The sequence below is a fragment of the Pseudoalteromonas denitrificans DSM 6059 genome, from assembly GCF_900112265.1.
In the GTDB taxonomy this organism is placed as follows: Bacteria; Pseudomonadota; Gammaproteobacteria; order Enterobacterales; family Alteromonadaceae; genus Pseudoalteromonas; species Pseudoalteromonas denitrificans.
Genome location: NZ_FOLO01000002.1, coordinates 33,832 through 55,854, shown reverse-complemented (window position 1 = coordinate 55,854; position 22,023 = coordinate 33,832). Strand labels below are relative to the sequence as shown.

Here is a 22,023-nt window from a genome sequence, read left to right as displayed (position 1 = left end):
CTTTAGCCGACTCAATCAAAAATACAAATACACAAGAGCAACTTACTAACATAGCAAACAATATAGAAAATACCGATAACCAAACTCAGCTAACTGAGTTAATTAATGCAGTAAATAATTTAGACCAAAAAGCCGAACTTGCAGAATTAATTAAAATTAATAGTGATTTAAATAACACCTTATCACAGCAAAAAACACCGGAGGTCAATATAGACAATCATACGGATCCACAGGTTGCAGATGCTGTACAAGCGATAGCACAAACCATAGAGGTTTCTTTATTGCCCGTTTTAAAAATAATGCATCATAAAATTCGTTTAGATCACGACGTTTGGAATAAAGTAGATGCAATCTCTAAAAAATTAAGACAACTAGACCCTGCTTTTAACGTACCAGAGACAACACTAACAGACAATGATCAAGAAATAATAATAAAAACAAATGATTAATGCTCTTAAATCGAATAAACAAGGAAAAATATGCGCTGTCCAAAATGTAAAGAACCATACTTAATGGCTACAAAAATAGAATCAGGTTTATCTGCTATGGGTTGCCAGCGCTGTGAAGGTGCACTTATTTCGTTACTTTATTATCGTGATTGGGCACAAACAGCAACTTTACCTACAGAAAAATTAAAGGCTGAACCAGTTTCTCAGCCTACTGAGACAAGCGATACTTCAGTTGCACTATCTTGCCCTAAATGTGCACGCTTAATGCGAAAGTTTCAAATTTCAGGTTGTCATCATAATCGTTTAGATCTTTGCCTCAGTTGTGATGATGTTTGGCTAGATGGGGGGGAATGGGAGATGCTAAAAGCATTAGAGTTAAGTAATCATATGCCAAAAATATTTACTGATCCCTGGCAAACAAAAGTAAGGGCACAAGCACGTGATGAAGAAAGAAAACTCCGCTATCTTAACATTCTTGGTGAAGAAGATTTACAAAAATCAGAGGACTTAAGAAGTTGGTTAAAAAATCATCCTAAAAGACAAGAGATTTTATTTTATATAAACCATAACTAACATATTATTAAAAACCTGATATTTGTTGCTTAATACACTAAGGTAAATTAATTTTTAACTTAGTGTATTAAAATTATTGTGAATTTTTCAGATATTCTTTCGAAACATCTAAACCTGCAACTAATACCCCAATAATATTATTTTTTTTGTCTTTAATTAAAATACAATAAAAAAACGAGTACGTTTTTGTACTTTGATCCCACTTTGTTGTGCCTGAATAATCCCCATTTAAAATAATTGGCTGTTGGAATTTATCTTCATCTCCTTGCCAATAATCAGAAGTTCTTGGATAAGCTGCAACAATACTCCCTAAATTGTTTAACAACATTATTTCTGTAAAATTATAATTAGGATCCTGAACTAATTTCATTAATACTTGAGCTATTGAGTTATGAATAAGAGTTTTTTGTAACGCTCTGTTAATTTGCCATGTAGAGTCTAATTGTATAACTTTAACTAACCCATCAAATTTATTATTTTCATCAATAATTGCTTGTTTAATATCTGGTAATTCAGAAAAATCCTTAAGTACTGCTCGATGTTCACTAATGAGAATTTGTTTATATTCATTTTCAGTTTTTTTCTTATCAGCCGACACCACAAAAAAACTACATAATGTGAAAATCAAACTGAAAAGAATTAATTTCATTTTGCTGCCTATTTACCAAGCTATCTCTAAAGCCTTGCACAAATAGTGTAAAAATCAAACTATTTATAGGGTCGGACTAATTTTATAGGCGCATCTACGAGCACCTTCAATTATATGCTCTTCCCTTGATACAATAGCGAAGCCTTTCAATAAAGTTTGAAATAAATTTAATTCGGAACGGCAAAAGTTAAGGCATTTACTTGCTGCTGCACAGATTGGACAATGGTTCTCTAATAACCAATATACATTTTCATCACATTCGTCGTCTTCAAGCGTGCCAATAACAATGCTTGCCATATAACCTTCTTTACTACGCAACTCGGCTAATACTTCAAGTTTTTCTAATAAACCATTTTTATCTACTAATGCTGCTTGATATAAAGCGAGTGTTGACTCCTCTCTATGAGAAATCAATTGTTCTAAACCCGAGTCACCAAATACGCTTTTTACTGAATCAATCAACTGAACAGAAAGCTCCTCATGCCTATCTGAAAATCGATTATTACTCTTAGTGGTTAATGACCAATAACGCGTTGGACGACCTCTAAGCGCTTTTTTATCTTCAAAAGTGATGTCAGCGGCATCTTCTAATATTTGTAAGTGCTGACGCACTCCCATAGTTGTTAATTTTAGTTCGTTTGCCAAATATTTAGCCGTTAAAGGCCCCTGTATTTTTAGCAAACTTATAATTTTATCACTTGTTTTCACATTTACTCCAAGATCTAAACGTTTTCTCTTCACCTGCCTATTATTACTTAACAAAACATTAAGTAAACTTTTTTATTTACTTTATTTTCTATTCAAGCTTTACAAAGTTAAGTAAAGGGTTTACTTTACTTAATATTAAATAAATAAAAAGGTTTACTAAATATGAATTTACTTATTGTCAGTGGTAGTCAAAGGAAGGAATCTCAAAGTGCAAAAGTTGCTAAATATTTAACGAATACTGCAACACTATTTAATGAAGTAACACATATAGAACTGTGTAAATACAATTTGCCATTTTGGGATGGAGAACAAGCAAGTAAATCTGCAATTGGCAGTGAATGGCCTATGCTAAATAAAAAAATACAAAAAGCTGATGCGATGGTCCTTATAACACCTGAATGGGGTGGTATGGCAACTCCCATTTTAAAAAACTTTTTATTAATGTGTGATGCACAAGATACAGCACATAAACCAGTGCTATTAACATCAGTTGTTAGCGGTATCAGTGGTGCTTACCCAATTGCAGAGCTAAAAATGAACGCCTTAAAAAACAACAAGCTTGTGGCAACCCCAGAGCACTTAATCATTCGACATGTAGAAGAAGTATTAAATAATAAGCAGCTTGAAAATTTAACGCAAAGAGATACTAATTTAAGAGACAGAATTAACTACAGCATGCACATGTTACATCAATATAGCCAAGCATTAGTGCAAATTAGAATTAAACATAAAGAACGCCCTTTTCCTAAACAGCAAGAATACTTATATGGCATGTAAAAGGACATCACAATGAATTTAAATCAAATAACACTACCCGTTAATGATATGGGAAAAGCCACTGAGTTTTATATTCAATTAGGTTTTTTAATTATTGTTGATACCCCTCACTACGCAAGATTCGAATGTCAAAATGGTGCAAGTTTTTCGCTTTCACTGACTCAAAAAGCTTTTAACAATGGCGCTGTTATTTATTTTGAACATGAAGATCTTGATACTTGGGTACATAAATTAATAGATCAAGGACTAAAATTCGAGCAACTTCCTACAGAGCAATCTTATCTTTGGCGAGAGGCCATTATTTATGACCCTTCTGGAAATAAAATAAAACTCTATCGTGCTGGCGACAACAGACTCAACCCACCATGGCGCATAAATTAAGGAACCTAACATGATACAATTAGAACATTTAAATTTAGTCGTAAAAAATATTCCTAAATCATTAGAATTTTATCAAGCGGCATTTCCTCACTGGTCAGTAAGAGGTGGAGACAAGGGAGAGTGGTTTGGCAAACCCCGCAATTGGATTCACTTTGGTGATGATTATCAATACCTATCACTCAATGATAATGGTGAGTCAAATAATAGAAACCTTAATGGCCATCAAGTTGGTTTAGCACACTTTGCTTTTGTAACAAACGATATTGATAGCATGATAAGCCGATTAGCCGACGCAGGATTTATATCTGATAAAGAAGGTGCGCCTGATGATTATCGTCAGAATGTTTATTATATTGACCCTGATGGCTATGAAGTTGAGTTTGTACAATATAATAGCGATATACCATCCCGAAGAAATAGATACTAACCCCTACTCACCAATAAAATTGGGGTGAACATTTTAAGTTTTTTATTTAACCCCTCATTTTTATTAGCCAATTAATAACAATTGAAACTAGAAATGAAAATCACTCTAGTTTGCATTGTAAGTACTTTATTTTAAAAGAATATATTAATTTCCCACTTATAAAAATATAGTCTTATGATAGTTGAAAACTCACCTATACTGAGCTTACCTAAGTGTTTATGAATTTATTATGCAGGGTGCTAAAAATGAAAGGAAAAATGAACATAATAAGCTCTTTGAATCAAATTTTAACCTTTGAGCTTACCTCTATTAATCAATATTTTTTACATGCACGTATCTTTAAAAACTGGGGGTTAGAAGAACTAAATGAGAAAGACTATAAAAAATCAATAAAGGATATGAAGCAAGCCGATGAGTTAATCGAACGCATTTTATTTTTAGAAGGATTGCCTAACCTACAACACCTTGAAAAACTTCGCATTGGTGAACATACAGGTGAAATGCTGCAATGTGATTTAGATTTTGAAATGGAACAAATAGATAAGCTTCGTATTGCAATTGCACTATGTGAAACCGAAGAAGATTATGTTAGCAGAGATTTACTTGAAGATATCTTAGAGTACGAAGAAGAACATGTCGATTGGATCGAGTCTCAACAATTCTTAATTGATAATACAGGCATCGAAAACTATCAACAATCCATGATGGAGGCATAAAATGCAAGGTTCTAACAAAGTAATAGATCTACTAAATCAGCAATTAACTTTAGAATTAACCTCTATGGATCAATATTTAGCTCATGGAAAAATGTTTGAAGACTGGGGGGTTGATAAACTTCATGAACATGAAATGCATGAATATGAAGAAGAGTTAGGGCATGCAAAACGCTTAGCAGAAAGGATTTTATTTTTAGAAGGTAAAGCCGATACGGCATCAAGAAAACCACTCTTGATAGGCGCAAATACCAAAGAAATGCTTGAAAATGACTTAAAAGCTGAGCGTATTGTCGCAGATAGTTTAAGAATGATTATCGGAGTATGTGAGCAAGAAAAGGATTACGTAAGTCGTGAGATATTAGAAGATTTATTAAATGATACTGAGATGGACCATATTTATTGGTTAGAGCAGCAGCTTGGGCTCATAGATAAAGTTGGCATCCAAAATTATATTCAATCTCAAATGAGTTAATCTTTTTTTATTTTAAAAGCCGTTTATATTTTAAGATATAAACGGCTTTGTTATGTCTAAATTAAGTTATCTATTTCGACTAGGCTCAAATGCATCATATCTAGGTAACCCTGCATCTAAGTCTTCCCAGTTAGCTCCTGAAGAAACAAAATTATGTGAAATCGGCCTTTCCACAATATCTGACTCTAAAATACCTAAACGTAAGCGAATTCGACTTGGGTCATCCGTATTTAAACTATAAATAGGTGAACCACACGATGAACAAAAATGCCTTACTCTTCCAGGCTTAAAAGTGAATGAAGTTAAATTCTCTTTACCTTTAGTTACCTCAAGATCTTTTGTTTGTACAAAGCCATTCGTTGCAAAAGCAGTACCACTTGATTTACGGCATAAAGAACAATGACAATGAATAATATCGCTAATAGCTCCTTTAATTGTGATCTCAACTTCACCACACAAACACTTACCTGTATACATAATGAATTCCTTTATAGTGTTAACATTTTTTGTGTTGCAGCAATCAAATGATGCTTAGTTGCAGGCTCAACTGATGCGTGTCCTGCATTTTCACTCGCTTTGAGTTCAGATAAAGGCAATTTTTTGTGCAACTGCCAAGCATTGTCAAATGGGCATACAACATCATACCGACCATGCACAATAACTGTCGGTATATGTGCTATTTTGTCACAATTATCTAATATTTGATTCTCAATTAAAAAGCAATCATTCACCATATAATGCGCTTCATGGCGTGCTAAGCTCCAACAAGATTCATCATCTGTTTTATCAGCGACAAAAGCTTCATCAGGAATTAAAGTACAGCAGTGAATTTCCCATTGTGCCCAAGCTTTAGCCACTTTCATTGCAGCCTCTTTATCTTCACCTATCATCACAGCATAAGAGGCCTTTATTGAAGGATCTGTTTGGCTTTGGGGTAAAGCATCTAAATAAGCTTGCCAGTAATCAGGGAACAGTCGAGTTGCACCACCACCAGAAAAAGTCCAGTTAGTATCTTCAGGGCGCGCTAAATAAATTCCTCTTAAGACTAAACTACTCACTTTATCTGGATGGGTTTGAGCGTATACTAAAGATAAAGTAGAGCCCCATGAACCACCAAAAACATGCCAGTTTTCTATTTCTAATTTTGTTCTTATTTTTTCAATGTCGGATACCAAATATTGAGTTTCATTTTTATTTAAACTACCGTGAGGTTTTGAGCGACCGCATCCTCTTTGATCAAATAAAATAATATGATACTTTTGAGGATCAAAAAAACGTCTATCGTTTTGTGAACAGCCACCACCTGGTCCGCCGTGAATAAATAACACAGCTTGTCCTTGCGGGTTGCCACATTGTTCAACATATATTTGGTGATCATCACCTACATCTAATAAAAACTCTTGAAACGGGGTTATTTCAGGATAGAAATCATTCATTTTATATTCTCTATTTTTCTTTACAGCAAAAGTATCAGAAAAAAGCAGTCTATAAAATATTTTATTTATGTGTTTTGAATAAGCGTTATAATTACTTGAAAGTACATATAATAGATATGAATTAAGAAGAAAATTAAATTGATTACTTCGATTTAATGAGACATACAATCATACAGAATGCGCCTATTCATCACTCTTTACAAGTAAAATAATCAATAAAAAATGAATTAAAAAAAATATTTTTTTATTTTCATTTTGCCCTTGTTTTTTCGATAAACAAGTCCGATTATAATATTGAAGACAATGAAAAAGGATACAAATATGAAGATAGAAATTTCCGGCCATCACGTTGAAATCACTGAAGCTATTAAACAATCAGTAGAAAACAAGTTCTCTAAAATTGGCCAGCATTATCCAGATATTATGTCGCTACACGCAATCGTTACAGTTGAACGAAATGCACAAAAAATTGAAGTATCGACAGTTTATGAAGGAGTAAGTATTTCTGTAAATGCAACGGATAAAGAATTATACGTAGCAATTGCAAGCGCAGTTAAAAAGTTAGAATCATCACTATCTCACCGAAAGGGTGTATTAAAAGCAAATCTACATAATAAACCCCATTCTGCAGAACTTGTGCTAGACGAAGTTTAGTTTAAAAGTCAGCTTGCTCAATATTTTGAGCAAGCTCCCAATTAATATAAAAGTACAAATTACTGACTCATAATTAACCACACCGACAAATGTTTATTCATTAAGCCCCCCTCCAATCAATATCATAATTTATTTAAAAATATAAAGTTTAAAAAGATAAGTACTCACCTTGAAAGATGGAGATCATTTAAAAACTGTAAAATTCAAATGCATTAAACTTTAAATGCAGGCTTTAAAAATAAAGCGATTTTTATTTATCACTGGTTTATTTTAGGGCAAGCATCATATTTTTCAGGCGCTATTTTGGTTAAACCTTTTTCCTTTCTAATCTCACCCAGTACCTTATTAAATTTATCAATAAAGGACTGGGCATTTTTTTGTTTACGTGAAACAAGTAAACGTATGGCAACCCTATTTTTTCGAAATGCTTTATCATGAATTTTTATATTCCCTAACAAAGACGCTTTTGCTTGTTTGATTAACCCAAGTCCAACTTCTTTATCTAACAAAAATAAATCAATTTCCCGATGAAATAATAAATCTAGGTTCTTACGATCTGAGCCCGAAACTTCAACAATTGCCTTATCCATTTCAAATAGCGCTTTTAAGCCTTTACCATAAGCGTAACGCGCAGTGATCCCGATAGTGAGATCTCTATTCAAATCCTCAATATTTTGCCAGTCAAAATTAAAATCTTTGTGATAAAAAATAACAGTTTGTTCATAACCGATAGGATCACTGAAGATAAAATCATTTGCACGCTCTTCATTACATTCCCAACCTGCCGCACCATCTAATAAATTGGCGCGCACTTTAACCAAAGCACCAGCACCAGTTCTAAACCAAACAGGTTCAACTTTTTCACCCAATTTTTGAAAAACATTTGTTAATAATTCAAGTTGTTGCCCACCATTTTCAGCGGTTTTAGAATAATATGGAGGCCAATCGGTCACAGCAATTTTTATTGCAGCCTGAGCTTGAGTTATTGAAGTGAAATAAACCAGTGTGATACAGATGATACGTGCTAAATAGCTAAACATGCTAGCCTCTAAAGTTAGCTAATATTCAATGAGTATAGCGTTAAATAGTATTTTTTCCTTTGCTACTTATTGGTAGTTCAAACCCGCACAAGAATAAAAGAGTACTGCAAGAGATTGATATATAAATCCTTATTAATAAGTTATATTATTACACAAACACGTTAACCATAATTTAAATCTAATGACTTAATACTCTCTATAAAACAGTCATCAATATTTATAATGCCCGCTCTGACTCTGCTTTCACTAAAACTTGCTCTGCTATTTTTTTCAATAAAAAAGTTTCCCGCTCAATCGACATACCTTTTTTATCACTATGAGCCATCGTATTTTCATTATGAGCAATAGCATCAAAAATGCTGATCCAAACCGGTTTCATACCATTTTTTATTTCATAATCTTCTAGTTGAGTTTCTCCCAATTCATCATCAATTGTGCAAGTAAAACAATAAGACAGCATATGAACGATATCATAATCACTTTTGTACCAAGGTCGAAACTCTTCATATAAACCAAAATCTTTAATTTTTTTGATATTTTTCGCACCCGTTTCTTCATTTAGTTCGCGAATTAAACCCATCTTAATATCTTCACCATCATCTATTCCGCCACCAGGTAACGTATAATCATGGTACCTTGCGGTATATACCATCAGTATATTTTCACCTTTTAATATTATGCCTCTGGCTGCTTTACGTTGAAATATTTTCCCAGATAAAGTTTTTATATCGCAATGTGTGGTTGATTTTAGTAAATGCATCTTCAAAGTTACCAAGATTAATATAAACAGAAATAAAGCCGCGCATTATAGCCCTACCTACTTCATTGGTAAAATAGAACTCATTAAATTGCTATCCGTACGCCTGTCCGCGGACTGTCCGCTGTCCGTCCGAGAGATAAACAAAAAAAACAAATTCAATTAAATCAATAAAATAACAATTGGCATACAAGTTGATAAGGAGGATGTAATTACAAAATAACTTTAAAAGGAAATTACTCATGATTAAAGATACTTCTGTACAAGATCGTGCTGTAACACCTAAAAAACGCAATATACTATTTGGGCTTAATCGTACTAATCTGATTACCCTAGCATTAATTGCATCTATAGGAGCGGTAAGCTGGATAAGTTATCCTGCAGTCGCTTCATTACTAAGTGCAGACGCTACGATTTCAAATCAACAAGTTCGCTTGGCAAAAGTAGCACGAGGATTATTTATAGAAGATATTAGAATTGAAGGCAGAACCATCGCAGCTGTAAATCCAACATTATATTCAATCGAAGAAGGCACGGTTTTATTACATGTAAAAGCGGGAGATACGGTAAAAAAATCTCAACTACTTATGGTAATCGATAGCCCTGAGCTCAGAAGCGAATATGCACAAGAAAAAGCAAGACTTGATGAGCTGAGTATTCAAGTTCAAAGACAAAAAATTCAAACCCGTCGAGCGCTTTTAAACAATCAACAAACAATGGAAATTGCAGGGGTCGATTTAGCGGCAGCCAAAAGTGAAATGGCACGCTCAAAAGCCAGTATAGATAAATCTCTTATTTCACAATTAGAATATGATGAAGTTGTCGTAAGATTGAAGCGCGCAAAATTAACCAATAATCATGCGATTGAAAGTTTAAAACTACAAAAAGAACAATTAGAATTTGAACTTAAAGCGCTTGAGTTACAGTTACAACGTCAACGCCATGTCAGTGAAGAACTACAACGAAAAGTGGCTGCTTTAGAGATCCGCTCACCATTAAATGGCATAGTAGGTAATATTAATATTCAACAAAAACAAGCTGTTTTACGTAACACTGCGCTTTTATCTTTAGTCGACTTATCTGCCTTTGAAGTTATTGCACAAATTCCAGAAAGCTATGCTGATGAACTAGGTTTAGGTTTTGAAGCCAATATCACATTAAATGGTAAATCTTACCCAGGAAAGCTCACTGCCATTTCACCAGAAGTCAATAATGGTCAAGTTGCGGGACGTATTCGATTGATAGAGCAAGTCTCAGGAATGCGTCAAAATCAAAGAGTATCAGCACAAATCATCATAGAAAAAAAAGAAAACGTACTCACTTTACAAAGAGGTGCTTTTGTAGAATCTGGTGCAGGACTAAAAGCATATATAGTTAATAAAAATTTAGCTAAAAAAGTAAAAATTAAACTCGGTGCACGCAGCACAGGTAAAGTCGAAATTATATCTGGATTAAAAGAAGGTGATAATGTTGTGATTTCAAGCTTAACCCCCTTTCAAGATCAACCTCAAGTACTGATCACACAATAATTAAAAATAAAGGAATTTAAAATGCTATCAATGAAACACGTAAGTAAAATTTATCGTACTGACTTAATCGAAACACATGCATTAAGTGATGTAAATTTAGAAGTGGCTGAAGGAGACTTCGTATCTGTAACGGGCCCGTCTGGATCAGGTAAAACCACATTTTTAAACTTAGCAGGTATGTTAGAAACCTTTGAGGAAGGTGATTACTTATTAGATGGCGAGAATATTAAAGGCTTGAGCGACAACCGACTATCTCGACTCAGAAATGAAAAAATTGGTTTTATATTTCAAGGCTTTAACTTAATTTCAGATTTAAGTTTATATGATAATGTAGAAGTACCTTTAATATTTAGAGGCTTAAACCGCGCAGAGCGAAAAAAGCGCATTGAAGCGTCTTTAGAAGTCGTCGGTTTAGCTTCGAGAATGCGCCATTTACCAAATCAACTCAGCGGTGGTCAACAACAAAGAGTTGCAATTGCCAGAGCGTTAGCAGGTAAACCTAGGTTTTTATTAGCCGATGAGCCAACTGGAAATTTAGACTCACTGATGGCTCGACAAGTAATGGATTTATTGCAAGATATTAATAAAAAAGGCACAACGATTATCATGGTTACTCATGACCCTGAACTTGCCAGACGCGCCAATCGAAACATTCAAATTTTAGATGGTCAGGTCAGTGATATTCAACAATCTCAGTTAACAGATATGGCAGTTTAAAGGAGTTGTAATGAGTGAGTTAATTAAGCAAGTATTGCATAGTTTAAAACACAAAAAAAATCTTAATATCTTAATGGTTTTTACCATAGCCATTGGCATAGCACTAATGACCACTATGATGACTATCGCGCATCAAGAGCTTAAAATATCTTTACCTGATAAAAGCGACAATGTGCATTTAATTATGTTAGATAACCGTGAATTAGATGCGCCTGTACAAGAGGTTTATGCTATGCCTCGTACAACCTACAAAGATGTTGAAAATATTTTTTCATCGAATCCAGGTACGCTAAATTTAGTCAGGTTATGGGAAACACGATTTATCGCTGAACCAGAAGAGCTAACAGTAAGGCCTATGCGATTAAATGCCAGTGCAGTAAATAATCAGTTATTTGATCTCATGGAAATGCCTTTTATTTATGGTAATGCTTGGAGCCTAGATGATCAAAAAAATTCAAAAGCCGTTATTGTAATAGATAAAACAGTTAATGATGCTTTTTTTGGTGGCGCTAACTCTGTTGGAAAACGTATATTAATAGAAAAAAAACCTATGACAATTGTAGGCGTCATGGATATCTCAGTTCATCCTAAGCGTTTTCAAAATCGAAATTTCAGTACAAGACGCAATGATCAAGCTTTTATTCCTTATACTTTTGCACTTGAAAATAACTTGAACCGTGTTGCCAGAATAGCCTGTCCAAAAAATCAAACCGCAAATAATCGCCTATATCGCAACAATGATGTTGCAGGCTTAAAAGCCTCAGAATGTGGTTTTGAAGTATTATGGGCTGAATTTAAAGATAAAAAACAGTCAGATGCTTTTTTCACTTGGTTAAATGCCTATGCGCAAAAAAATAAAGAAATGGGCCGTTTTTTTCAAGACAAAATAGTATACGCACTCAGCCTAAGTCAAATGATGGCTTTTTATGGTGACAATGATTGGACGCAAACCTTAGCGATGTTGTCATATCTGTTATTTGCCGTTTGTATCGTTAATACATCCGGTATTATGTTAGCAAAATTTCAATCTAAAGCTAAGTTAGTGAGCTTATACAGAGCACTAGGCGCAACAAAAAACTATATCGTAAAAATACATTTTTTTGAAGTAATCATCATTTCGTTTATCGGTATATTGTTAGGTTTAGTTCTATCTAAATTAGGTTTGCACATCATGTATGAAATTGCCAGATACCAAAGCGATTATTTATCAGATCCAAAACAGTTACAGGCTTTGTATAGCATAGATTGGAACATGATAATAAGAGCAGCATCCATTACCACTTTTAGTGTTATTGCAGCAGGTATCTACCCAATATGGCGCATTAGTAATTTAGCACCGGCTAGCCAATTGCGAGGAGCATAACATGGAAATTTTACATATTTTAAAAGTCTTAAAGCGCTCAAAAGCGGTCGCTATTTTGATTATATTACAAGTCGCAATTACCTTAGCAATCGTCAGTAACTCTGTATTTATCACTGCTAATGTATTAGATAATTGGATGATTAAATCTAATTTAGATGAAAAAGAAATTATCAATATTTGGACTACAACATATGATAATAATTTAGATAAACGTCAATTAATAGAAGATGATATAAAACGTTTGACTGCAATTGAAGGTGTAAAACTGGCAACGCCAACCAAAGAAAACGTACTTGAGCTGAATATTTATCGTAATCAAGTTTTCAGTTCAATTGAAGACACGGCAAAACCAATTAATCTTGGCTTATTTGATACAAATTTAGATGGTCCTGAAATTTTAGGTGTTGAGATTATAGCAGGTAGAACACTTGAGCCGCTTGATTTAATTCAAGGCCACTATCTAGACCTCAAACAAAGTGCACCAAATGTCATTGTGAGTGAAGATATGGCTAAGACACTATTTCCTAATGGCAATGCATTAGGTAGTACATTTTATATCAATAATGCTAGAGAGCCAGCCAAAATTATAGGCATATATAAAAATATCATGCTCGGAGAAATGGCTGTATACACCCAAGTTGAATATCACAGCGTAATACGTCCACAAGTTAAATATGGTCAAAATAATCTATTTAATTATATGGTTCGTATATTACCGAATATGGACGATGAGATATTGCAGACTATTAAGGATGTTTTATATGAACAACCAGGAAGACATGTACGCTCAGTTGAATTTGCTGCCCGTGCTAAAAAACGTTTGTGGGATGGTCGTAGTAGTTTTGCCTTTACTATGTTGGGGATCAGTTTCATTGGTTTATGTATTACAGCCATGGGCATTGTTGGCTTGGTAACTTTTTCAGTATCATTACGTAAAAAAGAAATAGGCACCAAACGCGCATTGGGTGCAACAAAATGGCAAATCATACGTTATTTCTTAATCGAAAATAGTATATTGACCTTTATAGGCATGGCCTTTGGTATTTTGTTGTCCTTATATTTAAATTTCATTTTAGTTGACCGCTTCAATAATGGTGGCCTGATACAATTTGATTATTGTTTTTACATTGCATGCTTTATTTGGTCAATTTGTTTATTTGCCGTTTATTTTCCAGCTAAAAAAGCAGCCAATATTGCACCCGCTATCGTCACCCGAGGATTAGCCTAATTATTTTAGGGAGCTTTAGGCTCCTTAAATATTTTCGATGTGTGATACAACTTGGCTTTTTAGTTATCAACTTTTAAATTTCTGGTTTATTTTCCTGCAAGAAACAGCCACTATAGCCCAAACGTTGTGATACGTAATTTAGCTTAATAAATTTATTTGGGAGCACTTTTAGTTCTCCCTTGTTAAAGGATAAAAATGAACCCAACAGTCTTAGTCATAGACGACAACCCAGATGTGATTAAAGCACTACGTGTATTATTTATCTTAAATGATATTGAATGCATAGGTGCAGAGTCACCAAGTCAAGGGTTAACCCTTTTATCACAACAAAAAGTAGACTTAGTCATTCAAGATATGAACTTTAGTCAAGACACGACTTCTGGCGATGAAGGTAAAGTTTTATTTCATCAAATACGCCAATCATTTTTAGACTTACCCGTTATATTATTGACTGGCTGGGCAAATTTAGAAACCGCTGTTGAACTTGTAAAAGAAGGTGCAGCAGATTATTTATCTAAACCTTGGAATGACGATAAAATATTAGCCTCAGTCAGAAATTTAATAGAACTATCTGAATTACAGCAACAAGATAATAAACGCAGATTAAGAGTGAATACTCGATTAAACAAACTTCAGCAAAAATATACACTTTGCAATATGGCCTTTGCAGCTGAGTCTATGCTGAGTTTACTTGAAATGGCAACTCAGATCGCAGCAGCACCTATTCCGGTATTAATCACAGGGCCCAACGGTGCTGGAAAAGAAAAAATAGCAGAAGTCATACAAGCTAATAGTAATGTAAAAAACAAACCCTTTATTAAAGTTAATGTTGGCGCCCTACCCGCAGACTTACTTGAAGCTGAATTATTTGGTGCTGAGCAAGGTGCGTTTACGGGAGCAGGAAAACAACGCATAGGCCGCTTTGAAGCAGCTGACGGTGGCACCTTATTTTTAGATGAAATAGGTAATTTATCAATAGAGGGGCAAAAAAAATTATTACGTGTATTACAAACCGGTGAGTTTGAACGTTTAGGCAGTTCAGTTACCAAAAAAGTTACAGTAAGGGTGATCAGCGCCACCAATGAAAACTTAGCAAGTGCCATAACAAAAGGAGACTTCAGAGAAGATTTATATTATCGTCTCAATGTTATTGAACTTGATTTACCGCCACTTAACCAAAGAAAAGAAGATATCAATGAACTTATTTCACTTTTTATTGATAATGATAAATACCTGTCTAAAAGTGCTGAAACATTAATCCAAAACTATGATTGGCCAGGTAATGTCAGAGAGCTTCAAAATGCGATTCAAAGAGCGTGTTTATTAAGCGCAGATAATGAAATTCAGGCAGACCATTTAGGTATTAAATTCACTAAAAAAAATACCAATAGTCAACAAGAACATACCAAACAAGACATAGAAAATGCTTTAGAGCAAGCTAATGGTGTTGTATCTCAAGCAGCTAAGGCCTTAGGTTTAAGTCGCCAAGCCTGTTACCGTAGAATGGAAAAATTTACGATAGCGTTAAACAAAAGATGATAAAAAGGATATCGCTCTCAGCGAAACTTTTAACACTATTTTTTATCGTTTTGCTGCTACAAACAAGTATTTTTGTTTTTGCCCAGTTTTTTTCATTTCCTCTTTTTTTAACTTTACCTCTGAGTCTTTTACTCTGTCTTAGTTTAGTTTTTTTTGGCATCAATGCATTATTAAAACCCAGTCACAATTTATTAAAAGCACTTACTTCAGGTGTATTAAGTTTCCAAGATAATGACTTTAGTGTGCAAATACACAATGAGTTTCAAGGAGAATTAGGCCAATTAGTCAATGCCTATAACGCCCTTGCTAAAACGATGAAAAAAGAGCGCATGAGTTTATTTCAAAGGGAGTTATTATTAGATACCATAATGCAAAGCACTCCTGTTTCTATCGTGCTGATCAATGAAAATGACCAAATTGTTTATTCTAACTTAGTTGCCCAAAAGTTATTTAATATTAAAGGTAAATTAGAAGGGTTAACATTTTCAAATATCATCAACACTTTAAATGATGAACTCAGCGAAAGTTGCCGAAAAAAACAATCAGGGTTAGTGACCATTAATAAAGATGATAAGAAACAAACTTATTATTTATCTTGTCAACATTTTCAAATGAATATGCGCCAACATACCTTATATTTATTTAAAGATTTGACCACTGAAATATCACGACAGGAAATTAATTTATGGAAAAATGCCATACGTTTAATTTCTCACGAGCTTAATAATTCATTAGCTCCCATAGCCTCTTTAACTTCATCAGCACTAAAAATACTTAATAAGCCTGAACACTTTGATATGCTGCCGGATATTTTAATCACGATTAATCGCAGAGCCGATAATCTGAAAGTATTTTTAGAACAATACGCTCAATTTGCACGCCTTCCTGAACCGACAAAAAGCCAACAAAACTTGGCATTATTAATAAGCTCAGTACAGCGTATCTACGCATTTAGTTTAAAAGATACATTGCCCAATATTGACGGCTATTTTGATGCAACTCAAATAGAGCAGGTTTTAATAAACTTGCTCAAAAATGCCCATGAATCACAATGTGATATAGAAGATATTGTTCTTAAAGTTGTACATGAAAATGAACGTTTAGTGTTTGCTTTAGTAGACCGAGGTACGGGCATGAAAGCGAATCAATTGCAGCAAGCTTTATTGCCTTTTTTCAGTACCAAAGAAAAAGGCACTGGGTTAGGTTTAAGTTTATGTAATGAAGTAATATCAGCTCACGATGGTCAATTAAAATTAGCCAATAGAGAGCAAGGAGGCTTATTAGTTCAGTTCGATTTACCAGCTTGGCAAGCTGGTACAACTTAGGTTTAAGATACAAAATTATAATTTCGCTATATTTATAAATAATTAAAGGAGTAAAAATGAAATTATTTATAAGGCAAAGCTTTACTCAAGCGGATAATAACCAACAACAATTAGTGCAAAGCCTCATGTATTTAATTGAGTCTGAATACAAAGACGTTTCTTTTTTAACGGGTACTCTAGCATTAAATAAAAACACCTTTGTAGAACACTTTGAACAGAGAAACAAAATAAAATTTACACCAAGATCTTTTAGAAATCATAGGTTAGAACTCATAAAACAATGTGATGCGATGATCTTTATTCGCACCTCTATGAGTGAAAGCGGTGCATTTGAACTTGCACATAATTTAAGTTTAGAAACACCTAAACCTGTTTTTTATGCGCATTGGATAAATGCACCTATCAAAACAACTTTATTAAAAGATTTGGCTGATGACTATCCTGTGGTATATAACGAATTTGACTCTGCGTATGATATTTCAAAAGGTTTAAATACATTTTTTAAAAAGTTTGAATTAATTAACTTTGAAGACACCTTAACAAGCTAGTCACTTATAAAAGGTTTATGAGCACAGGTTAGGATAAAGGAAAATTTTAACTATGCTTGCAAAATATTCAAAATGTAAAACTAGAATACCTTTAAGTTGGTTTTTAGGTGCAGCAAGTTGCACAAGATATCGATGCCCTAAATCTAGTATTTAAACCAATTTACCCGCAAACGTAAATCACTCTTTATATTAGCCAGTATATTGAGTATTTATTTAGTCGACAAATACCTATACGCTAACAACCTTATCATTATGCTCGTTATTATCATAGTTATAGCGCTGGTTTTAATTATTCTAGGGCAACACCAATTAGATAACTAAATATAAAAAAACAAAAAAAGCCGTTTTTAAACGGCCTTATAATATACAAAACTCACTTCACATCGAATGGTAAATATCAAAATAATGATTACCATTTAAATCTGCTATAGAGTAACTATCTATATTTAACAAATCCAAGAAGTCATACATCTACATGTTTCAGTAGCTGGACATGTTTTATAATCAGCTTCACTAAAACCACCAATTCGACCACCAGCAACTTGTGGTGTCATTTCTGCAGGAATGACTTGATTATCTTTAGATAGGTTTTTAAGTTTTTTTTGTTTAATTTTAATTTCACTTTACTGTTCCTTCAATAATTTCTGACTTAACTCGATCAGGTAATAGTTAATTTTTATTTAATTTATACAATGAGTTACCAAAAACACGGAACCAATTATATAATTTTAATATTAATTCAATTTGTTCCTTTTTAAAAGACATTTCATTGCGTTTATAGTCAATTTTAAGACAAAATAAATGGCTTGAAAATATTAAAGTCAACAGCACTATTTTATGCAGAATTTATGATTTAAAAATTTGATCTGGATCATGAAATGTTTTTCTCCTAACAATTTCACTTGAACTTTAAAGTATCTATCGTGTAGTATGCCCGCACTCTTTAAGGACTAAAGTGTTATTGCGGCCAATGGGATGGCTAGTTGCAATAGAAAAAGGTGTATCCGATTTTTACCGGACACTTATTTTTGCTTAAGATAAATAAAAACATAAAAGTGGTGTACATATTTTTTACGCCCGCTTCTCACTATGTTTATAAGCCCTATCTATGGACTTATTATCTGAGCATTATTAGTAATTCTTTCATTATTCCTTCACCTTACTAAATACCCAAAATCATTATTACACCTTTTTCTTATCAACTAAATTAACGCTTTTATCGCAGTTAGCTAATTGCTTACTTTAAGACTATCGATAGGAATAAATTAATTGAAAAAGAAAATACCAGTAAAAGATCTAAAGATAGGCATGTTTGTGTGTGCAGTTGAGACCCATTGGTTAAAGACTCCTTTTTTATTTCATGCATTTCTTATTGAGTCACAACAACACATAAAAAAATTAATTCAGTGCTGTCGTCAAGTCACGATAGATACCACAAAAGGAACGAATGTACATGAAGAAAATAACACATTAACTAAACAGTTAATTGAAGAAGTAAAAGGTAAAACAGAGCCGGTTAACAAATCTGTTTCGCCTCTTCATAAAAAAACATTACAAGCATCAGAATCTATATATAGCAAAAGTGTATCTATTTTAAGTGGTATTTTTCAAGATATTAGGTTTGGTCAAAGCCTTAACACGGCATCAGTAAGGCGTGTAGTTGAAGACCTTACATCAAATATTATTAGTAATGAAAATGCGATGCTATATCTAACGCAAATGAAAAAAAAGAATAACTCTCTGGCACAAAAATCAGTCAATGTATGCATTTTAACTTTGGCATTTGCAAAACAAATAGGCATCGCAAAATCAAAAATGAAAATACTGGGTCTAGGCGCTATTTTACATGATGTTGGCATGGTCTATGTTTCCCAAGATATTTTAAAGAATGGACAACAATTAACACAGCTGCAACGCAAAATGGTGAAAAAACACCCTGAGTTTGGGATCGATATTTTGAATAAAGTTTCAGGTATTCCTGAAGAAGTGAAAGAAATCGTATTATGCCATCATGAACGCTGTAATGGCCAAGGATATCCCAGAGGGTTAAAAGCAAAAGAGGTGAGCCTATTTACTAGAATGGTCGCAATCACCTCTGTTTATGAGGCCATGACACGTGAACGTTTATATCAACAAGAATATTCACCGATCGAAACGCTTAAAAGCTTGTATACCAAGCGAAACAAAGATTTTGATGCACGTTTAATTGAAAAATTTATCCATACTCTAGGGATATATCCGATAGGTTGTTTAGTCGAAACCTGCCAAAAAGAAATTGCAATTGTTATCGAAAATAATAGTACAGATCGTCTACGCCCTGTTCTGGAATTAGTTGCTGATAAAGATTGTAATATTCTTGATTCTCGCAAAGTTATAAATCTTTGCGATAAGCCATTTTCAAAGATTAAAATCAGATCAGTAATGGCAGCCAAAGATCCAAGAGTCGCACCGATATTAGAGCAACTTGGCAAAACTATTAACTTAGATACAGCATAGGGAGAAAATCATGAATGCAGTGGTAGATTGTAAGACAACAGACTTTGAATATACTTTGGCAAGGCAGCCAATTTGTGACCGAGAACTAAAATTAAAAGGTTATGAATTACTCTACCGTGCACATAATAAAGCAAACAGTGCTATTTTTCCTGACCAAGAACATGCAACAGCACAAGTCATGATGACAGCGATGACAGAAGTGGGTATGGAATTATTGACCGCAGATGTACCGAGTTATATCAACATGACCAAAGAGGCATTAATACAAGCCAAAAAATTAAATTTATCAAATCGTTCTGTTGTATTTTAGATCCTTGAAGATGTTGTAATTGATCAGCAATTAATTGATTCTGTCAGTGATTTAGTTTCACAAGGTTATATCATTGCATTAGATGATTTTGTTTATAGTGATGAAGCTAAGCCTTTACTCGATTTAGTACATATTGTTAAATTGGATATTAGAGCGCTTACTGACGAACAACTGCAACAGCATATTACATTACTGCGAAAATACACAATCAAACTACTCGCTGAAAAAGTTGAAACATGGGCTGAATTTAGATACTGCAAAGCATTAGGGTTTGATTTTTTTCAAGGTTATTTTTTTGCATCTCCTGAACTACTCAATGGTAAAAAAGCCCCTCATAACAGATTATCAACATTAAGATTAATGGTTAAAGTTAATGAGCCCTTAGTTAACTTTTCTGAACTTGAGACCTTATTCACTCAAGACCCTTTTATTTACTATAAATTATTAAGATACATTAACTCAGCCTACACAGGCATTAGAAAATCATTTGATGATATCAGGTCTATTCTTGTTTTTCTTGGTTTAGATCAGTTACGTACGCTAGTCAGTATTATGGCCTTAAGCACAATGACAGAAAAACCCCCTTTACTATTTGTCACTATGTTACAAAGGGCTAAATTGTGTGAATTAATCGCAGCCAAACTAAAGCTATCAAAAAAACTACAAAATGAGTTTTTTACTGTGGGGCTCTTCTCTTTATTAGAAGCTTTTCTAGATATTCCAGCTGAAAAGTTACTTAGCCAGGTACCACTGAGTGATGCAATAAAAAATGCCATTTTGAAAAAAGAAGGACTCGGAGGAAAAATTTTACAGTGTGCAATAAATATCGAACGTCAACAATGTTTTAAATGCACTTCTTGTATTGCCAGTGAACCTGTCATTAAAAATTGTTATTACACAGCAATCAATTGGTCTGATGACATAACTAAAACCACAATTTGAGTTTTAGCGCACAAATAGCAGAACACAAAAAAGTATATTTATTCTTATTAAGGAGATTTTGATGTATTTGTACCGTTTAATTTGCATATTAGCACTTGTTATCATTTTCACTGGATGTAAAAAAAAATCATTCCATGATCACCCAAGTCTAACAACAGGTACTCAATTATTTAAGCATCATTGTGCAACTTGTCACGGTCAAAAGGGCAAAGGGAATTTTCTAAAAGGCATTCCTGCAAGCACGGATACACAAAAAATAAACATCAATTAGTGACTTGGCTTAAAAATGCAGATAATAAACAAAGAGCAGCCCCTTCTTTTCCAAGTATGGGAAACAAAGAAGCCAAATTAATCGTAGATCATTTAATTTCTCTCAAATCAAAACATCAAATAGTAGCTCAAAGAACAAGGCCTTAAAATGTCACAAACTAGCGATAACTTATTGCAAGAACTTGGTTTAGATATGTATTCAAAAGAACAGTATGAAAAATTTCATCTTGCCTTTAGAAATACCGAAAGAGATGTTTTTGTTATAACAAGACTGTGCAGCATTAATGACGGGCCTAAAGTAATGTATAGAGTTCAATTACCTGAAGATAACAAAGTCACATTTAAGTCAGGCTTACTTGCTAGGAGCAAGTCGTTTTATTCGGTAAAAGTCGACTTTCAAGGTTGTTATCATAATTGTGATGGTGAAATAGTAATAAATATGAATCTACAAAGGTTACTTAATTTATCATCAAATGACAGTAAACAAATATTAGAACATCCAAAATTTAGTCAAAAAAGTATTCAGGTACCCGTTCATATTAGATTAGAAGATGATTGTATTTACCTATTACTTGATAGTGAATATGATTTTGAAATACTCGATGCCGACAAAGATTACACTTGTTTTTCACGTATAAAAAAGCCTGAATGGGATGTGTTTTGATTATGTATTAACGGTATTAATATGATAACCAAGAAAAACTGTCGGTCTAATTA

General features: G+C 33.5%; 26 protein-coding genes. 20 read left to right on the top strand and 6 right to left on the bottom strand.

Annotated features, from left to right (window positions below; all coding sequences use genetic code 11):
- Together BM088_RS27085 and BM088_RS01730 are read left to right on the top strand one after the other, a co-directional pair.
- The coding region (locus BM088_RS27085) for a hypothetical protein (RefSeq protein WP_177207918.1) at positions 1 to 449 on the top strand (449 nt) is incomplete at its 5' end.
- Positions 450 to 479: 30 nt separating this feature from the next.
- The gene (locus BM088_RS01730; RefSeq protein ID WP_091979264.1) at positions 480 to 1,022 is read left to right on the top strand and encodes a TFIIB-type zinc ribbon-containing protein; all 543 of its coding nucleotides are present in this window, start codon (positions 480 to 482) and stop codon (positions 1,020 to 1,022) included.
- A 73-nt stretch (positions 1,023 to 1,095) separates the two neighbouring features.
- Here BM088_RS01730 and BM088_RS01725 read toward each other — a convergent pair whose 3' ends face one another.
- A complete protein-coding gene (locus BM088_RS01725; protein ID WP_091979262.1) occupies positions 1,096 to 1,671 on the bottom strand; it encodes a PDC sensor domain-containing protein in 576 nt (191 codons plus the stop codon).
- 63 nt (positions 1,672 to 1,734) lie between these two features.
- Positions 1,735 to 2,379, bottom strand: a complete 645-nt coding sequence (locus tag BM088_RS01720) for a helix-turn-helix transcriptional regulator (RefSeq protein ID WP_091979260.1) — start codon at positions 2,377 to 2,379, stop codon at positions 1,735 to 1,737.
- A 162-nt stretch (positions 2,380 to 2,541) separates the two neighbouring features.
- Here BM088_RS01720 and BM088_RS01715 point away from each other — a divergent pair, with 162 nt between their 5' ends.
- The 5 genes from BM088_RS01715 to bfr (BM088_RS01695) all read left to right on the top strand — a co-directional run bounded on the left by BM088_RS01715 (position 2,542) and on the right by bfr (BM088_RS01695) (position 5,152).
- Complete coding sequence (locus BM088_RS01715) at positions 2,542 to 3,156, top strand: NAD(P)H-dependent oxidoreductase (protein WP_091979258.1); 615 nt, start codon at positions 2,542 to 2,544, stop codon at positions 3,154 to 3,156.
- Positions 3,157 to 3,168: 12 nt separating this feature from the next.
- Positions 3,169 to 3,537, top strand: coding sequence for a VOC family protein (locus tag BM088_RS01710; RefSeq protein ID WP_091979256.1), 369 nt, complete (start codon positions 3,169 to 3,171; stop codon positions 3,535 to 3,537).
- 10 nt (positions 3,538 to 3,547) lie between these two features.
- Entirely contained in the window at positions 3,548 to 3,964 is a 417-nt protein-coding gene (locus BM088_RS01705; RefSeq protein WP_091979254.1) for a VOC family protein, read from the top strand.
- Positions 3,965 to 4,209: 245 nt separating this feature from the next.
- Positions 4,210 to 4,680 carry a bacterioferritin gene (gene bfr / locus BM088_RS01700; protein WP_091979253.1) on the top strand — a complete coding sequence of 157 codons (471 nt, stop codon included), beginning with the start codon at positions 4,210 to 4,212 and terminating at the stop codon, positions 4,678 to 4,680.
- A gap of 1 nt (position 4,681) precedes the next feature.
- The gene (bfr, locus tag BM088_RS01695) at positions 4,682 to 5,152 is read left to right on the top strand and encodes a bacterioferritin (RefSeq protein WP_091979251.1); all 471 of its coding nucleotides are present in this window, start codon (positions 4,682 to 4,684) and stop codon (positions 5,150 to 5,152) included.
- 66 nt (positions 5,153 to 5,218) lie between these two features.
- On the opposite strand, the gene BM088_RS01690 is transcribed toward bfr (BM088_RS01695), so the two are convergent.
- Both BM088_RS01690 and pip read right to left on the bottom strand, forming a co-directional pair.
- The gene (locus tag BM088_RS01690) at positions 5,219 to 5,629 is read right to left on the bottom strand and encodes a GFA family protein (RefSeq protein WP_091979249.1); all 411 of its coding nucleotides are present in this window, start codon (positions 5,627 to 5,629) and stop codon (positions 5,219 to 5,221) included.
- Positions 5,630 to 5,640: 11 nt separating this feature from the next.
- Positions 5,641 to 6,588: a prolyl aminopeptidase gene (gene pip / locus BM088_RS01685; RefSeq protein ID WP_091979246.1), complete on the bottom strand. Its 948-nt coding sequence runs from the start codon at positions 6,586 to 6,588 to the stop codon at positions 5,641 to 5,643.
- A 321-nt stretch (positions 6,589 to 6,909) separates the two neighbouring features.
- Here pip and hpf point away from each other — a divergent pair, with 321 nt between their 5' ends.
- Positions 6,910 to 7,242, top strand: a complete 333-nt coding sequence (hpf, locus tag BM088_RS01680; RefSeq protein WP_091979244.1) for a ribosome hibernation-promoting factor, HPF/YfiA family — start codon at positions 6,910 to 6,912, stop codon at positions 7,240 to 7,242.
- Between the two features lie 257 nt (positions 7,243 to 7,499).
- On the opposite strand, the gene BM088_RS01675 is transcribed toward hpf, so the two are convergent.
- Positions 7,500 to 8,282, bottom strand: coding sequence for a substrate-binding periplasmic protein (locus tag BM088_RS01675; RefSeq protein ID WP_091979242.1), 783 nt, complete (start codon positions 8,280 to 8,282; stop codon positions 7,500 to 7,502).
- 217 nt (positions 8,283 to 8,499) lie between these two features.
- Positions 8,500 to 9,042 carry an NUDIX hydrolase gene (locus tag BM088_RS01670; protein ID WP_091979240.1) on the bottom strand — a complete coding sequence of 181 codons (543 nt, stop codon included), beginning with the start codon at positions 9,040 to 9,042 and terminating at the stop codon, positions 8,500 to 8,502.
- A gap of 239 nt (positions 9,043 to 9,281) precedes the next feature.
- Here BM088_RS01670 and BM088_RS01665 point away from each other — a divergent pair, with 239 nt between their 5' ends.
- From BM088_RS01665 to BM088_RS01610, 12 genes are all read left to right on the top strand, one after another.
- Entirely contained in the window at positions 9,282 to 10,568 is a 1,287-nt protein-coding gene (locus BM088_RS01665) for an efflux RND transporter periplasmic adaptor subunit (RefSeq protein WP_091979238.1), read from the top strand.
- Positions 10,569 to 10,589: 21 nt separating this feature from the next.
- Entirely contained in the window at positions 10,590 to 11,285 is a 696-nt protein-coding gene (locus tag BM088_RS01660; protein WP_091979236.1) for an ABC transporter ATP-binding protein, read from the top strand.
- 10 nt (positions 11,286 to 11,295) lie between these two features.
- On the top strand, positions 11,296 to 12,648 hold the full coding sequence (locus tag BM088_RS01655) for an ABC transporter permease (RefSeq protein ID WP_091979234.1): 1,353 nt from the start codon (positions 11,296 to 11,298) through the stop codon (positions 12,646 to 12,648).
- A 1-nt stretch (position 12,649) separates the two neighbouring features.
- On the top strand, positions 12,650 to 13,876 hold the full coding sequence (locus tag BM088_RS01650; RefSeq protein WP_091979232.1) for an ABC transporter permease: 1,227 nt from the start codon (positions 12,650 to 12,652) through the stop codon (positions 13,874 to 13,876).
- Positions 13,877 to 14,071: 195 nt separating this feature from the next.
- A complete protein-coding gene (locus tag BM088_RS01645; protein ID WP_091979230.1) occupies positions 14,072 to 15,415 on the top strand; it encodes a sigma-54-dependent transcriptional regulator in 1,344 nt (447 codons plus the stop codon).
- Positions 15,412 to 16,740 (top strand): sensor histidine kinase, encoded by a 1,329-nt coding sequence (locus BM088_RS01640; protein WP_091979228.1) that lies wholly within the window; start codon positions 15,412 to 15,414, stop codon positions 16,738 to 16,740. The genes BM088_RS01645 and BM088_RS01640 overlap by 4 nt, the downstream gene beginning before the upstream one ends.
- 56 nt (positions 16,741 to 16,796) lie before the next feature.
- A complete protein-coding gene (locus BM088_RS01635; protein ID WP_091979225.1) occupies positions 16,797 to 17,288 on the top strand; it encodes a hypothetical protein in 492 nt (163 codons plus the stop codon).
- A 1,269-nt stretch (positions 17,289 to 18,557) separates the two neighbouring features.
- Entirely contained in the window at positions 18,558 to 19,784 is a 1,227-nt protein-coding gene (locus tag BM088_RS01630) for a cyclic di-GMP phosphodiesterase (protein WP_143085021.1), read from the top strand.
- A gap of 10 nt (positions 19,785 to 19,794) precedes the next feature.
- A complete protein-coding gene (locus BM088_RS01625; RefSeq protein WP_091979219.1) occupies positions 19,795 to 20,094 on the top strand; it encodes a YuxH family protein in 300 nt (99 codons plus the stop codon).
- Positions 20,095 to 21,036 (top strand): EAL and HDOD domain-containing protein, encoded by a 942-nt coding sequence (locus BM088_RS01620; protein WP_342742222.1) that lies wholly within the window; start codon positions 20,095 to 20,097, stop codon positions 21,034 to 21,036.
- Between the two features lie 61 nt (positions 21,037 to 21,097).
- Positions 21,098 to 21,307, top strand: coding sequence for a c-type cytochrome (locus BM088_RS01615; protein ID WP_091979214.1), 210 nt, complete (start codon positions 21,098 to 21,100; stop codon positions 21,305 to 21,307).
- A 147-nt stretch (positions 21,308 to 21,454) separates the two neighbouring features.
- Complete coding sequence (locus BM088_RS01610) at positions 21,455 to 21,970, top strand: hypothetical protein (protein WP_091979211.1); 516 nt, start codon at positions 21,455 to 21,457, stop codon at positions 21,968 to 21,970.
- Positions 21,971 to 22,023: the final 53 nt, after the last annotated feature.